At 65.0% G+C, this 13,616-nt stretch carries 17 protein-coding genes and 1 tRNA gene; 6 read left to right on the forward strand and 12 right to left on the reverse strand.

Annotated features, from left to right (window positions below; all coding sequences use genetic code 11):
• The first annotated feature begins 24 nt into the window (after window positions 1-24).
• The 4 genes from ACP159_RS05030 to ACP159_RS05045 all read left to right on the forward strand — a co-directional run bounded on the left by ACP159_RS05030 (window position 25) and on the right by ACP159_RS05045 (window position 3,960).
• A complete protein-coding gene (locus ACP159_RS05030) occupies window positions 25-1,638 on the forward strand; it encodes a hypothetical protein (RefSeq protein ID WP_425098545.1) in 1,614 nt (537 codons plus the stop codon).
• Window positions 1,639-1,745: 107 nt separating this feature from the next.
• Window positions 1,746-2,393 (forward strand): lysophospholipid acyltransferase family protein, encoded by a 648-nt coding sequence (locus ACP159_RS05035; RefSeq protein WP_425098546.1) that lies wholly within the window; start codon window positions 1,746-1,748, stop codon window positions 2,391-2,393.
• Window positions 2,390-3,337 (forward strand): phosphatidate cytidylyltransferase, encoded by a 948-nt coding sequence (locus ACP159_RS05040; protein ID WP_425098547.1) that lies wholly within the window; start codon window positions 2,390-2,392, stop codon window positions 3,335-3,337. Before ACP159_RS05035 ends, ACP159_RS05040 begins: the two co-directional genes overlap by 4 nt.
• Window positions 3,338-3,345: 8 nt before the next feature.
• The gene (locus ACP159_RS05045; protein ID WP_425098548.1) at window positions 3,346-3,960 is read left to right on the forward strand and encodes a CDP-alcohol phosphatidyltransferase family protein; all 615 of its coding nucleotides are present in this window, start codon (window positions 3,346-3,348) and stop codon (window positions 3,958-3,960) included.
• 64 nt (window positions 3,961-4,024) lie between these two features.
• Here ACP159_RS05045 and ACP159_RS05050 read toward each other — a convergent pair.
• A tRNA-Arg gene (locus ACP159_RS05050) sits at window positions 4,025-4,101 on the reverse strand.
• Between the two features lie 135 nt (window positions 4,102-4,236).
• On the opposite strand from ACP159_RS05050, the gene ACP159_RS05055 reads away from it, so the two are divergent.
• Both ACP159_RS05055 and ACP159_RS05060 read left to right on the forward strand, forming a co-directional pair.
• The gene (locus ACP159_RS05055; RefSeq protein WP_425098549.1) at window positions 4,237-5,088 is read left to right on the forward strand and encodes a phosphate/phosphite/phosphonate ABC transporter substrate-binding protein; all 852 of its coding nucleotides are present in this window, start codon (window positions 4,237-4,239) and stop codon (window positions 5,086-5,088) included.
• Between the two features lie 9 nt (window positions 5,089-5,097).
• On the forward strand, window positions 5,098-6,909 hold the full coding sequence (locus ACP159_RS05060) for an ATP-binding protein (protein ID WP_425098550.1): 1,812 nt from the start codon (window positions 5,098-5,100) through the stop codon (window positions 6,907-6,909).
• 12 nt (window positions 6,910-6,921) lie between these two features.
• Here the strand turns inward: ACP159_RS05060 and ACP159_RS05065 are convergent, their stop codons facing one another.
• From ACP159_RS05065 to ACP159_RS05115, 11 genes are read right to left on the reverse strand one after another with little or no spacing between them, the layout of a single operon-like run.
• A complete protein-coding gene (locus tag ACP159_RS05065) occupies window positions 6,922-8,142 on the reverse strand; it encodes a cysteine desulfurase (protein ID WP_425098551.1) in 1,221 nt (406 codons plus the stop codon).
• Window positions 8,135-8,722 (reverse strand): YIP1 family protein, encoded by a 588-nt coding sequence (locus tag ACP159_RS05070; RefSeq protein WP_425098552.1) that lies wholly within the window; start codon window positions 8,720-8,722, stop codon window positions 8,135-8,137. The genes ACP159_RS05065 and ACP159_RS05070 overlap by 8 nt, the downstream gene beginning before the upstream one ends.
• The gene (locus ACP159_RS05075) at window positions 8,719-9,216 is read right to left on the reverse strand and encodes a YIP1 family protein (RefSeq protein WP_425098553.1); all 498 of its coding nucleotides are present in this window, start codon (window positions 9,214-9,216) and stop codon (window positions 8,719-8,721) included. Before ACP159_RS05075 ends, ACP159_RS05070 begins: the two co-directional genes overlap by 4 nt.
• Entirely contained in the window at window positions 9,216-10,493 is a 1,278-nt protein-coding gene (locus ACP159_RS05080) for a SufB/SufD family protein (RefSeq protein ID WP_425098554.1), read from the reverse strand. Before ACP159_RS05080 ends, ACP159_RS05075 begins: the two co-directional genes overlap by 1 nt.
• Window positions 10,494-11,249 carry a Fe-S cluster assembly ATPase SufC gene (gene sufC, locus ACP159_RS05085; protein WP_425098555.1) on the reverse strand — a complete coding sequence of 252 codons (756 nt, stop codon included), beginning with the start codon at window positions 11,247-11,249 and terminating at the stop codon, window positions 10,494-10,496. It abuts the gene before it with no gap.
• A gap of 33 nt (window positions 11,250-11,282) precedes the next feature.
• Entirely contained in the window at window positions 11,283-11,885 is a 603-nt protein-coding gene (locus ACP159_RS05090) for a hypothetical protein (protein ID WP_425098556.1), read from the reverse strand.
• Window positions 11,882-12,196, reverse strand: coding sequence for a heavy metal-binding domain-containing protein (locus tag ACP159_RS05095; RefSeq protein WP_425098557.1), 315 nt, complete (start codon window positions 12,194-12,196; stop codon window positions 11,882-11,884). The genes ACP159_RS05090 and ACP159_RS05095 overlap by 4 nt, the downstream gene beginning before the upstream one ends.
• On the reverse strand, window positions 12,193-12,873 hold the full coding sequence (locus ACP159_RS05100) for an FkbM family methyltransferase (protein WP_425098558.1): 681 nt from the start codon (window positions 12,871-12,873) through the stop codon (window positions 12,193-12,195). The genes ACP159_RS05095 and ACP159_RS05100 overlap by 4 nt, the downstream gene beginning before the upstream one ends.
• Window positions 12,873-13,031, reverse strand: coding sequence for a hypothetical protein (locus ACP159_RS05105; protein WP_425098559.1), 159 nt, complete (start codon window positions 13,029-13,031; stop codon window positions 12,873-12,875). The genes ACP159_RS05100 and ACP159_RS05105 overlap by 1 nt, the downstream gene beginning before the upstream one ends.
• 19 nt (window positions 13,032-13,050) lie before the next feature.
• Window positions 13,051-13,242 (reverse strand): hypothetical protein, encoded by a 192-nt coding sequence (locus ACP159_RS05110; RefSeq protein ID WP_425098560.1) that lies wholly within the window; start codon window positions 13,240-13,242, stop codon window positions 13,051-13,053.
• Between the two features lie 5 nt (window positions 13,243-13,247).
• Entirely contained in the window at window positions 13,248-13,595 is a 348-nt protein-coding gene (locus ACP159_RS05115) for a DMT family protein (RefSeq protein ID WP_425098561.1), read from the reverse strand.
• Window positions 13,596-13,616: the final 21 nt, after the last annotated feature.

The following is a 13,616-nucleotide window of genomic DNA, read 5'->3' on the forward strand; positions in this document are numbered from 1 at the left end:
GGTTCACGGTACAGGAGATTTTCCATGTTCGACAGACTTCGCACTCTCACGGCTGCAACACTGGCCCTGCTCGTCACCGCGACAGGCGCAGCCGCCGCCGGGCAGGACTTCCAGGCATCGGTGCGCGAAGCCATCCGGTCCGGCGATGCCACCACCGCATCCAGAACGCTGGGCGAGGCCGATGCAGCCTGGCGCGGCGGCGGCCTCGCAGCGGCCGATCACCGCGCCCTCTTTCGGCTGTTCGAAACCGCCGACCCGCGGGTTCGCAGCCTCGTCTCGACCCTGTCCGAGCCTGCCGCCGCCACCGATCCCGGCGTCCTCGGGGCGATCCACTTTCGCCAGTATCTGTTTGCGGGCAAGCATCTGGCCTACGGAACCGAGCAACCCGATGCCCTTGCCACACAGGCAAGCATGCTGGAACAGGCGGTGACCGCCGCAGCGGAGGCCATTGCCGCCGGCCATCCGGAGGCGGAGATGTCCGATGGGCTGATCTACCTTGCCGGGGAAGGCTATGGGGCCATGCTGGTCGACGATATTCTGTATCGGACGCTGGCTTTTGAATCCGATCCCGACATGTTGCTCGCGGCAATGACCGCGCGAAACAAGTGGATTCCGCGCGTCCCGGCGGCATTCGAAAAGGCCGATGCCGATCTCATGGAAACCTTCTGCCCCCGGTTCGGACCGATGATCCTTGCCTGGGCGCCCAACGGCACCGAGGTTTGCCAGTTGCACGCCGCCGCCCGCCATATCAACTACGAGCCGCGCGACTGGTTCGTGGAAACCCTGGCACAGGTCGACCGGGACGAGCCGACGATCAATGCGCTGCGGCGGCGGGCCGTTATCGAGCTTTGGAGTGACAATCCGGAGTGGCAGGCGGATCTGCAGGCCTATTTCGACGACCCCGAGACCCGCGACTACGAACTCGCCCAATTGCACGACATGATGTACGCCAAGAGGATGGGCATGCCGCTGGCCGCTCCGAAGGTCGTGCCCCGGATCATGGAGGATTTCGATGCCCGGATGGCCGAGAACCCGTTCGACATCGACCTGATGATGACCCTGCGCTCCTTGCAGTTCTGGACGAGGGAAAGCGACGAAGGCGCGCGCATCGTTCTCGAAGGCGCGTCCGACCCGGCCTACCCGGACCGCAGGCTCACGCTGGCGCGGCGCGAATTGCTGGCGCACCCCTGGGCGTGGAAAGTCTGGTTCGAGGCCGCGAATGACAACGACCTGGCTCGCTCGGGCAAGACCTTTCCGGTCGTGGGCGACATGATCGCCACCGCCATCGCCTACGGCGGCCACAACCCGTCCGCCATGGGCACAGCAATGCGGATGTATAACGGCTGGATCACCTGGGTGGACCGGTCCGCGGAAAAAGGCGCGCCGCTGGACTGGTCCGCCGAGGAGCGCGAGGCCCTTCTGACCTGCCCTTATCTGCACGCGGCCCGCATCCTGACCCTGCAATGCCAAGGCTATGAAGATGAGGTGCCGTGCTTCCAGCTGAAAATCGAGCGTGAGATCGCGCTGCTCGCCCGGCTGAAAGCGGAGAACGCCTGCCCTGCGGCGACATCCATGCCGATCGAGGCGCTTGGCTTTTCGCCCGTGCCTGTCGATCTCTTGGCGCTCAGCGGGCTGTGATGCGGAAACAGGCGTCAGGACAACAGCCGTTCCGGGAATCCTGACTACCCATGCTGGCGAACACGGTATAGCGTTCGCTGTCACACAGTCGGGGGGAATGGGGTATCATGGACTGGCTCAGAACGGGCCTGGCGCGTGTCACCGGCACTGCCATCGCTTTCTTTGCGCATCTGATCACCGCCGCGCGGGCCATCTGGCAGGGCGTCGAGCCGGTGCCGGCGCAGCGTGTCTATTTCGCCAATCACACCAGCAACGGCGATTTCGTCCTGCTCTGGGCGTCCTTGCCTCCGGCCCTGCGCCAACAGACGCGGCCCGTCGCGGCGGCGGACTACTGGCTGACCTCGCCGCTGCGCAGTTTCATCGGGCGGGATGTGTTCCGCGCCGTGCTGATCGAGCGCAAGCCCGAAGACCGCACCCAGGACCCGGTGCAGCAGATGGTCGAGGCCATCGACACCGGCGCCTCCCTCATCATCTTCCCGGAGGGCCAGCGCAACGGCACCGGCGCGAAACTGCTGCCGTTCAAGTCCGGCCTCTTCCACCTCGCAGGCCGCTGCCCGGAAGTCGATCTCGTGCCGGTCTGGATCGACAACCTCAACAACGTCATGCCCAAGGGCGAAGTGATCCCGGTCCCGCTCCTGTGCACCGTCACCTTCGGCGCGCCGCTGCACCGCGAGACCGGAGAGGACAAGGCGGCATTCCTGAAACGGGCCGAGACCGCCCTCCTGACCCTCGCACCGGAAAGCCACGCCTCATGACCGCCCATACCGAATTCCTGCGACTGATGGCCGGAGTGCTGGCAATCCTGGTGATCGCCTCCGTCATCGGGGCCGTCTTGGCGGCCAAGTACAACCGCGACCGCCAGAACGCGACCATCGAGAACCTCAACGCCAGGATCAAGGCCTGGTGGGCCATGGTCGCGCTCCTCGGCCTCGCCATGCTGGCCGGGCGCACGGGGGTGCTGGTCCTCTTCGGCCTCATCAGCTTCGCCGCCCTGCGCGAATTCCTTACCCTGACCGAGAAACGCCGCGCCGATCACTACGCCCTCGCCGCAAGCTTTTTCCTGATCCTGCCGGTGCAGTACATCCTGATCGGGATGGACTGGTACGGGCTCTATTCGATCTTTATCCCGGTCTATGCCTTCCTGCTGCTGCCCATCGTCGCCGTCCTTCGGGGCGAGACCGACCGTTTCCTGATGCGCATAGCGGAAACCCAGTGGGCGCTGATGATCTGCGTCTTTGCCGGCAGCCATGTCCCGGCACTGCTCAGCCTGCAGATCCCAGGATATGAAGGAAAATCCATCCTGCTCATCGCCTTCCTCGTGTTCACCGTGCAGTTTTCCGACGTCATGCAATATGTCTGGGGCAAGCTGATCGGCCGCCGCAAGATCGCGCCAAACCTGTCACCGTCGAAGACCTGGGAAGGCTTCGTGGGCGGCATCCTGACCGCCTCCCTCGCCGGGGCGGGCCTGTGGTGGCTGACCCCATTCACCCCGGTGCAGGCCTTCATGATGGCGCTCGCCATCACCCTCATGGGCTTCTTCGGCGGGCTGGTCATGTCGACGATCAAGCGTGACAAGGGCATCAAGGATTGGGGCCACCTGATCGCGGGCCACGGCGGTTTCGTCGATCGGCTCGACTCGGTGGTTTTTTCCGCGCCGATCTTCTTCCACCTGACCCGTTATTTCTGGTCCTCGGTCTGAGTCTCGCCATGACATCCCGCCGCCCCCTCAAGAGCCGCGACACCGCCCTTGCCGCCCGCGCCGCCAAGGCCCTCTCCGCCACGCGCATAACCCCCAACCAGATCAGCGCCGCCTCCATCGGTTTCGCCCTGCTGGCGGGCGATGCCTTCTGGCTGTCGGGCGGCACCTCCGCTGTCTGGCTGCTGATCGCGGCCTTCGGGGTGCAGATGCGCCTCGCTTGCAACCTGCTCGACGGCATGGTGGCGATCGAGGGAGGGAAGAAGTCTCCGACCGGCGCCTTCTGGAACGAAGCCCCGGATCGGCTGGCGGACGTGCTGATCCTCGTCGGCATGGGACTGGGTACCGGCAACGTCGCGCTTGGATGGGCGGCGGCGGCCATGGCGGTGCTGACGGCCTATGTCCGCGAACTCGGCACCAGCGCCGGAGCGCCCGCGGATTTCTGCGGCCCCATGGCCAAACCGCACCGCATGGCCACCGCCACCGGCGCGGCCCTGCTGGCGATCCTTGCACCGCCGGACTGGATGGTGCTGGACTGGGCCCTCTGGAGCATCGCGATTGGCGCGGGTCTGACCTCCCTGCGCCGGAGCGGGCGACTGATCTCGCGGCTTCGGCGGAGCGGCTGATCCACCGACAGTCCCCGCTGGCAGGGACCCGGCAATCAATCGTCCACAGAAATTCGGATAGAACTGGCGCACCCGAGAGGATTCGAACCTCTGGCCTCTGCCTTCGGAGGGCAGCGCTCTATCCAGCTGAGCTACGGGTGCCTGAGCGGGCGTATACCGCCCCTTTTTCCGCCCTGCAAGCCGTAACCGGCCCGGCAGGTTTTGTTAGTGCTTTTAGGAGTCCCTAAAACTTCTGTCGGTACACTCCGTGCGTCCAGACCTGCCCGGAGGAAACCGATGCCTTTTCAGATTCGCCAACTCCTTGTCGGGGCCCTGGTCTGCGTTCTGACACTTCTGCCGGTCACGACCGCCGCAGAAGAGCGCTATACCTTCGGGATCGTGCCGCAGTTCGAGGCCCGGCAACTCGCGGAGACCTGGAAACCGATCCTCGAAGAATTGCACACGCGCACCGGGCACCGCTTCGAAATGGTCGGATCGCCGAGGATTCCCGAATTCGAGGCCGCCTTTGTCCAGGGCGATTTCGATTTTGCCTACATGAATCCCTATCACGCGCTGGTCGCGGGAGATCGTCAGGGATACCGGGCCATCGTGCGCGACGGCGGGCGGCAGCTCTACGGCGTGCTTGTCGTTGCCAGGGATTCGCCGTTCCGCAGCGTGGCCGACCTCGAAGGCAGGACCATCGCCTTTCCCGCCCCAAATGCTCTTGGGGCGGCATTGCTGATGCGGGCCGATCTCGACCGCAATTTTGGTCTGCATTATTCAGCACGCTACGTCGCGACCCACAGTTCAGCCTACTACAACGTGCTGCTCGGCCAGGCCGATGCGGCTGGCGGTGTCATGGCAACCTTGAATTCACAGGACGATCTCGTGCGCCACGGGCTGCGGATCCTCTACGAGACGACCCGCCTGCCGCCGCATCCCATCTCCGTACATCCGCGCGTGCCGAAAGAGGTGGCGGACGCGGTGCAGCAGGCATTCATCGACATGGCCCAGACCGAATCCGGCGCAGCCATGCTGGCCCAGGTGCCGATCAAGAGGCCGGTCATGGCCACGCAGGACGACTACGAGGGTCTGCGCAAGTTGGAGCTCCAGAGCTACTTCGTCCGGCCTCCGCAGACCGGCGGGTGAGACCGGATCATGCAACGGTCAGCCTGGACCATCCGACGGACGCTCATCGCCGTCGTCGTGATCGTATCGCTGGTGCGCATACTGGCGTTCAACTATCTTTGGTTGCCCCGCATCGCCTCGGTCATGACCGAGGCGCAGACCGAAGAGGTCGGACGGCAGCTGGACGTCATGGTCGACGCGCTGATGCCCTTCCAGCTTTCGCGGCAATACGCCGCCCTGCATGAAACCGTGAACAGCATCATGGCGCGCAATCCGAACTGGATCAGCGTGGTCGTGACCGACGAGACCGGCAAGCAGATCTACCCGTTCCAGCCGGTTCCGGACATCGAGGGGCACGGTATCGTCCGCCTCGACCGCGCCTTTTCAGTCAATGGCAGCGGCACCGGGCATATCTCCGCGCAGGTCGACATCAGCGCACATCTCGGCCGTCTGGAGCAGGAGACGCAGGTACAGGGCCGCCTTGCCATGGTGACCAGCCTGTTGCTGATGGTCGCGGTTGTGCTGCTGATCGACCGGCTTGTCATCCGGCGGGTCAAGACGCTGGCCGATGCGGCGGACCAGATGGCGCAGGGCAACTTCGATGCCGCCGTGCCGGAGAGCCGCGGGGACGAGGTCGGTCGGTTGGTCGACAGTTTCGTCTCCATGCGCAGCCGCATCGCGCAGAATACCGAGGCACTGCGCAACGCCCGGCAAGCCGCGGAGGCGGCGCTGGAGGCGAAATCGCAGTTCCTCGCCCGGATGAGTCACGAGATCCGCACCCCGCTCAACGGCGTGATCCCGGTTGCGGACCTCCTGTGCACGGCAAACCTCGAGGAGACGCACAGGAGACAGGCCGAGATCATCCGCGAATCCGGCAAGACCCTGCTGGCCATCGTCGACGACATCCTCGACCTCGCGAAGATCGAGGAGGGCCGGTTCGAAATCTACCCTGCGCCGATGCCGGTCCGGCGGCTTGTCGTCGGGGTCAGCCGCATCCTCGGCATCGCCGCCGAAAGAAAGGGACTCGACCTGCGCGTGGCCATCCATCCGGAGTTGCTCGAAGCGCAGATCGAGGCCGACGAGGATCGCCTGCGACAGGTGCTGATCAACCTGGCAGGCAATGCCATCAAGTTCACCGACACGGGCGCCGTGACCCTTGGCGCGGAACCGGCACCGGAGCAGCCGGGCGGCGGGGTCCGGTTCTTCGTGCGCGACACCGGAATCGGGATCGACACAGCGGACCACGCCCGGATCTTCGAACGGTTCGAACAGGCCGAAGGCGGGCGCAACCGGCGGTTCGGCGGCAGCGGGCTCGGCCTCGCGATCTCGCGCGCGCTGGTGATCTCCCACGGCGGCGACATCACGCTGGACAGCACCCCTGGCCAGGGCAGCACCTTCAGCTTCTCTCTGCCGACGCCAATTCTGGCCGCGGTCGATGCGCCGAGGCACGCCGAAACGCAGCAGCGCGTCACGCCGGACTACGCCGGATCACGGGCGCTGATCGTGGATGACAACGCGACCAATCGTTTCGTGGCAAAATCGCTGATGCAGCAGTTGGGGTTCGAGGTCGACGTCGCCAGCAACGGTGCCGAGGCGCTGGCCGCGATCGGGCAAAAGACCTACGATGTCGTCCTGATGGACATGCATATGCCGCGCATGGACGGTCTCGACGCAACGCGCCACATCCGCGCGATGCCCCGCCCGAAGAAGGATGTGAAGATCATCGCCCTGACCGCCAGCGTGCTGGAAGAGGACCTGACACGCTGCCGCGAGGCGGGCATGAACGGGTTCGTCGCCAAGCCACTCTCGTCAACCACGCTGCGCGCGGCCCTTGCGGCCTGAGCGTCACCGTCCTCAGCCGAACAGCTCGTGCGCCAGTTCCAGCGCGTCGATCAACACGTCGACCTCTTCGGTCGTGTTGTAGAGCCCGAACGACGCCCGGCAGGTCGCCGTGACGCCGAGGTGCTCCATGAGCGGCCCGGCACAGTGATGCCCGGCACGCACCGCGACGCCCTTCTTGTCGAGGATCGTCGAGATGTCATGCGCGTGGGCCGCGCCCTGCATGGTGAAGGAGAAGATCGCCGCCTTCTCCGCCGCCGTGCCCTGCACGTTCAGCCAGTTCAACCCGTCGAACCGCGCCCGCGCGTAGTCGCGCAGGGTCTTTTCATGGGCGGCGATGGCCTCCATCCCCAGCCCCATCATGTATTCCAGCGCCACGCCAAGGCCGATCTGCTGGACGATGCCGGGCGTGCCCGCCTCGAACATCATCGGCGGATCGTTGTAGGTCACCGCCTCCTTCGTGACCTCGCGGATCATGTCGCCACCCCCGAGAAAGGGGCGCATTTCCGCCATCCGTTCCTTGCTGATCCAGATCGCGCCGGAGGCGGAAGGACCATACAGCTTGTGCCCGGTGATGGCATAGAAATCGCAGCCGATGTCCGCCACGTTCACCGGCATGTGCACCGCTGCCTGGCTGCCGTCCACCAGCACCGGCACCCCCTTTGCCCGCGCCCCCTCGCAGATCGCCTTCACGTCGACCACGGTGCCGAGCACGTTGGAGACCTGCGTGACCGCGACCAGCTTCGTCTTTGGTCCGATGGCGTCGATCACCTTCTGCGGATCGAGCGCGCCGGTGGCGTCCACATCGACCCATTTCAGAACCACCCCCTGCCGTTCGCGCAGGAAATGCCAGGGCACGATGTTGGCGTGATGCTCCATGACCGACAGGACGATCTCGTCCCCGGCTTCCATGCGCGGCATCGCCCAGCCGTAGGAGACAAGATTGATCCCCTGCGTCGTACCGGTGGTGTAGACGATCTCTTCCGGGTCGGGCGCCCCGAGGAAACGCGCCACGATCTCGCGCACGCCTTCGTATTTCTCCGTCGCCAGATTGGACAGGAAATGCAGGCCCCGATGGACGTTGGCGTATTCCTCGGCATAGCCGCGCGTCACCGCGTCGATCACCGCCTGCGGCTTTTGCGCTGACGCGCCATTGTCGAGGTAGACCAGCGGCTTGCCGTTCACCTGCCGGGACAGGATGGGAAAGTCGCGGCGGATTTCTGTGACGTCATACATATCCGGTAATCTCGCTTGGTTCGAACCCGACAAGGTTCAGCAGAATGGCAAGGCCGACCGCCGAAGCGATCACACCGAGGACCAGGACGGACACCGCCTTGATCGCGTTGTTGAAATCATGGGCTTCGTCAAGGAAGCCCGAGGTGATCCAGGCGCCAAGTGCCGAAGCCGCGAAGGCCAGCAGCGCCGCAAGATTGGCCGCCACCGGCGACAGCAGGGTCAGCGCCACCTGCGCCAGCACGCCGAGCACCTGGAGCCAGACCATGAGCAGCATCACTTCGGAAAACCGCGCCCGCCCGCCGAAGAGCCGCCCGACATAGGTGAAGGAAGCCATCAGGATCAGCAGCGCGATGGCCCGCATGCCCATCAGGGCGACGGGACTGGCCAGCAGCCCGGCGACAGGCACGTCGGTCGCCATCATCAACGAAATGGAGTAGAGCAGCGCATTGAGCACGAGCGTCAGCACGAAGCCCAGCACAACCGCCTCGCGCGGCAGGCGCAGGCTGAGAAGCAGCCGCGCCACACCGCGCGGGCTGGCGATGGTCTCGATGCCGAGCCGGACGATCCCTTGCGGTGTCATGCGCCCTGCCCCGCCCCGAACCGATGCGCGCCGCGCATCCCGCCGATCCAGAACCACAGGAAAACCGCGAACCACGCCGCGCCGACCAGCGTCAGCGACGGTGCCGCGCCGATGAAACCGGCGACGAGACCATAGAGCAGGACCAGCGGCGACGAGGCGAGCAGCGCCCAGATCAGCGCGAGGCGCGCGCCATAGCCGCCGCCCCTGTAGCCCAACGGTTTGCCGATCAGCCCGATCAGGAAGCCGGTGAAGTAGAGGATCAATGGGAAGATGAACACCGTGGCGAGCAGCGTGCCCCCCAACAGCATGTTCAGCTCCTTGTCCTCCAGATGCGCCTGCCGCGCCAACGCGGGCCAGCGGGCGACGAAGAAGATCACGCAGGTGCCCATGACCAGCGCCAGAAGCCGGTCCTCGCGCGGACCGGCCTGAAGGAGCCGGGACACGACCCGGCCCGGCCCCTTGTAGGTGGCCACGATATCCTGCGTGACAGGCATCAGGCGCGCCGACGCTCCAGCCAAGCGGCGACCCGGCCGTTGATTTCCTCCTGCAGGCCTTCGTCCTCGATCTCCTGCACCGCCTCTGCGATGAAGGCGATAGTCAGCAGGTCCTCGGCAATGCCACGGGGCACGCCGCGCGCGCGCAGGTAGAACAGCCCTTCCTCGTCGATTGCCCCGGACGTGGACCCGTGCGAGCAGGCCACGTCATCGGCGTAGATCTCCAGTTCCGGCTTGGCGAGGAACTGGCTGTCGTCGTCGAGCAGCAGCGACTGGCTGATCTGGTAGCCGTCGGTCTTCTGCGCCCCCGCCTTCACGAGGATCTTGCCCTGGAACACGCCGGTCGCGCCGTTGCGCAGCACCTTCTTGAACACCTGCCGGCTCTCGCAGCCCACCGCGTCATGGGTGATGAACACGGTGTCGTCGTGGTGGAAATCGCCGTCGCCCATGCAGGCGCCAGCCACATGCGCCACCGCATCGTCGCCGGTCAGCTCGATCACGCATTCGTTGCGCGTCAGCACACCGTTGGCGGTCAGGGTGAAGCTCTTGAAGGTGCTTTCCGCCCCCAGCCGCGCGAAGATATGCGTCGCGGCGCGGCGCTGATGATCGCGGCCCTGCGCCCGGACGTGGTGCAGACGGCCGGTATCGGCGATGTCCACTTCCATGACCTTGTTGAACCGTGCGGCGGCGGGACCGTTCTCGAGGATCGTGACTTCCGCGCCCGCGTCCACCTTGACCACGTGATGCAGGATGGCATCGGAGGTCTCGGACGCATGGCGGTAGATCACGTTGATCGGCTTGGACGGGGTGCCGGTGACGTGGATCAGCAGGCCATCGGTGGCAAAGGCGGTGTTGAGCGCCGCCAAAGGCCGCTCCACCGGACTCTGTCCATTCGCTTCCAGGACCCCGTAGAGGTCCTTGGCCCAATGGATGTCCGTGACCTCGGCGAGCCGCGCGATGGTCACACCGTCCAGCGCCAGCGGGTCGGAGGCCTCCGCATCGAAGACACCATCGGTGAAGACGATCTTCAGGCGGTCCACCGCGCCGAAAACCGGCGCTTCTCCGTCCGAAAAGACCGCCGCGTTCGGCGCATCCGCCTGCACAAGCGTGTCCGGCCGCGTGTATTTCCAGTATTCGTCCCGCGCCCCCGGAAGCCCCATCCGGCGCACCCGCGCCAGGGCGTCCTGACGCGCCGCAGCCGCCCAGCCGCCTTCCGGCAGCGTCAGCGCCGCCAGCCGCGCCTCGGTAGCGTCGAGCTTGACCTTTGCAACAGCCATTTACGCCTCCTCTGCCAGCAGGTGTGCGTAACCTTCGTTCTCGACCTCGAGCGCCAGCTCCGGTCCGCCGGTCTTGATGATGCGGCCATTCGCCATGATGTGCACCACGTCCGGCTTGATGTGATCGAGCAGGCGCTGGTAGTGCGTGATGACGAGGAAGGAGCGGCCCTCCGAGCGCAGCGCGTTCACGCCATCCGCCACCAGCTTCATGGCGTCGACGTCGAGGCCGCTATCGGTCTCGTCGAGGATGCACATCTTCGGCTCCAGCATTGCCATCTGCAGGATCTCGTTGCGCTTCTTCTCGCCACCGGAGAATCCGACGTTCACCGGACGCTTGAGCATCTCCGCGTCGATCTTCAGGTCCTTCGCCTTGGCGCGGATCACCTTCAGGAACTCGGCGGAAGACATCTCCTCCTCGCCCCGCGCCTTGCGCTGCGCGTTCACCGCGGTGCGCAGGAAAGTCATGTTGCCGACGCCCGGGATCTCCACCGGGTACTGGAACGCCAGGAACAGACCAGCGGCGGCGCGCTCTTCCGGCTCCATCTCGAGAATGTCCTCGCCGAGCAGCGTGGCGGAGCCGTCCGTCACCTCGTACCCGTCCTTGCCCGACAGGACATAGGACAGCGTCGACTTGCCCGAGCCGTTCGGCCCCATGATCGCATGCACCTTCCCCGCCTCGACGGTCAGATCCACACCCTTGAGGATCTGCTTGTCCTCTTCTTCCAGCTTCACGTGCAGGTTCTTGATTTCCAGCATTTTTCGCGTCCTCTTTCGTCCTGGTTCCGCGGCTCAGGGCCGCAGCATGAAATTGACGAACCAGAGCAGCCGCTCCGGTCCGATGGGGCTCGGGGTCACATGGAACTCTGCCATGCGCCCGGTGATCTGCGGTTGGCCGAGGACCTCCTCGACCTTATGGTAATGTTTGCGCTGGACGTAGTCGTCAAACAGCACGGTGACGGGCTTTTGCGCCATGAAGGCCGCCGTCAGGGCGCAGGCCTGCCGGAAGCGGCCATCGACCAGGATCACGTCAGGCTGGCGGAACTCCGGCAGGCCCCAGACTTCGAGCGCATACCGTGGGTAGCGCTGAAACTCCGTGTGGTCGACCGGATGGCCCCACTCCTTCGTCGCGCCGATGTCGGACCAGATCACATCCACCTCGGTCCCCGCCGCCGGGGGGTTTTCGGCAAGGAATCCGCGCATCATCTGCGCCCAGTCCTTGTCCGACTCCACCGAGAACACCGTCTTGCCGGTCATTTCCGACGCCATCACGGTAGACCCGCCCGAGCCGTATTCGAGGAGGACCTCCGCCTCCTCGTAGGCTGCACGCAAAAGCGCGGCCTCGGCCTCGGGCAGCGTCAGCTCCGGGCGTGGTATGACCGTCTGCAGGCTCACCCGAGAACCACCGCCGTGCCGGAGGCGCTGACCATCAGCATGCTGTCACCCACCACTTCGTAATCGAGGTCGATGCCGACAACCGCCGTGGCGCCAAGCCGGGCGGCGCGCGCTTCGAGTTCGCGCATCGCGGTGTCGCGGGCGTCCTGCAACTTGCTCTCGTAGGCGCCGGAGCGCCCGCCGACGATATCGGTGATCCCGGCAAAGAAATCGCGCACCACATTGGCGCCCATGATGGCCTCGCCGACGACGATGCCCTTGTAATCGGTGATCTTGTAGCCTTCGACGGAATGGGTGGTGGTCAGGATCATGGCTGTACTCCGATGGGTTGTGCGAAGACATTCACATTGGCGCTCTGATGCCGGGATTCAAAGGTCACGGCGTAATTCTGCTGTGCCAGCCAGTGTCGGAACTCCGCGTCATTCGCCGTGTCCACTTCGACGAACAGCGCCGGGCGCTCTTTGGCGATGACCTGCTCGAACCCGGAAAGCACAAGCATTTCCATGCCTTCCACGTCGATCTTGATGAGGTCTACGGGCATATCGGCAAAGAGATCGTCGCCGCGGTGCACCTCGATGTCGCCGCCCTTGCCCAGTTGTGCCGCACCGAGGTTCCGCCCACGCTCGAAGACGGCATAGCCGCCCTCGGAGCGATCCGAGAGACCGATACCGAGCGCGGACAGGTCGATCACTTCCGCAAGCCCGTTCGCCTCGACATTGGCCCGCAGCGCCGCGATGGCCTTCGGATTCGGCTCGATGCACGTCACCTTCACTGCGCCCATCAGCGTCGCGAAATAGAGCGCGTGGTTGCCTACGTTCGCCCCCACGTCGATCACATGTGCGCCCCTGCCCACATGCGCCGCAACCCGGTCGAGATCGGCCCTTTCATAGAACTTGCCAACCCGGTGCCGCTCCTGGATCGGACAGCCTTCCGCGTTGAGGTGAAAGACGAATTCACGTCCTTCGATCTGCGCGCTCACCTGCTCCATCAGCGCCGCCGCCCCATCACAAGCTGTGCGAAGAGGCTGCCGCAGAAGCCCGAAACAAAAGACAGCGCGATCAGCACCATCGGCGAAAACGCCATGCTGAGCGCCCCGACAACCGCCGAGAAGATCGCGCAGAACACGCCGGTCAGCAGCGATGTCATCAGAACCGCGCCCGCCATTTCAGAACACCATCGACAGCACCGCCGCCGCCAGCCATGAGACGAACCCGGCGACAAGCGCCGTCTTCCAGACGGACCCCTGTACCAGCCCGTCGGTCTTGCCCTTCTTCGCCCGAAGGCCGAAGCCGATCATGGTTCCAAGGAACATGCCGACGCCGACACCGACGGTCTGATGGACTGCTTCTGCGAACATTCAGATCACCCCCGAAAGACGAACGCTGCGCCAACTGCAATGAAGGTGAAACCGATCACGGTGCCCAGCGAGATACTTTCCTTCAGCCAGAACGCCGAGAAAAGCACGAAGACCACCAGCGTGATGATCTCCTGTATGGTCTTGAGCTGCGCGGCGGAATAGACGCCGTGCCCGATCCGGTTCGCTGGCACCGCGAGGCAATACTCGAAGAAGGCGATGCCCCAGCTGACGAGGATCACCACCCAGAGCGCCTTGCCCTTGTGGCCCAGGTGCCCGTACCAGGCGAAGGTCATGAAGACATTCGACAGGCTCAGGAGCACGATGGGCGTGAGGGCCGGATATGAGAGCGACATTCTTCACCAAAGCAACAGGCT

Source organism: Tropicibacter sp. S64 (genome assembly GCF_049803835.1).
Classification (GTDB): domain Bacteria; phylum Pseudomonadota; class Alphaproteobacteria; order Rhodobacterales; family Rhodobacteraceae; genus Pacificoceanicola.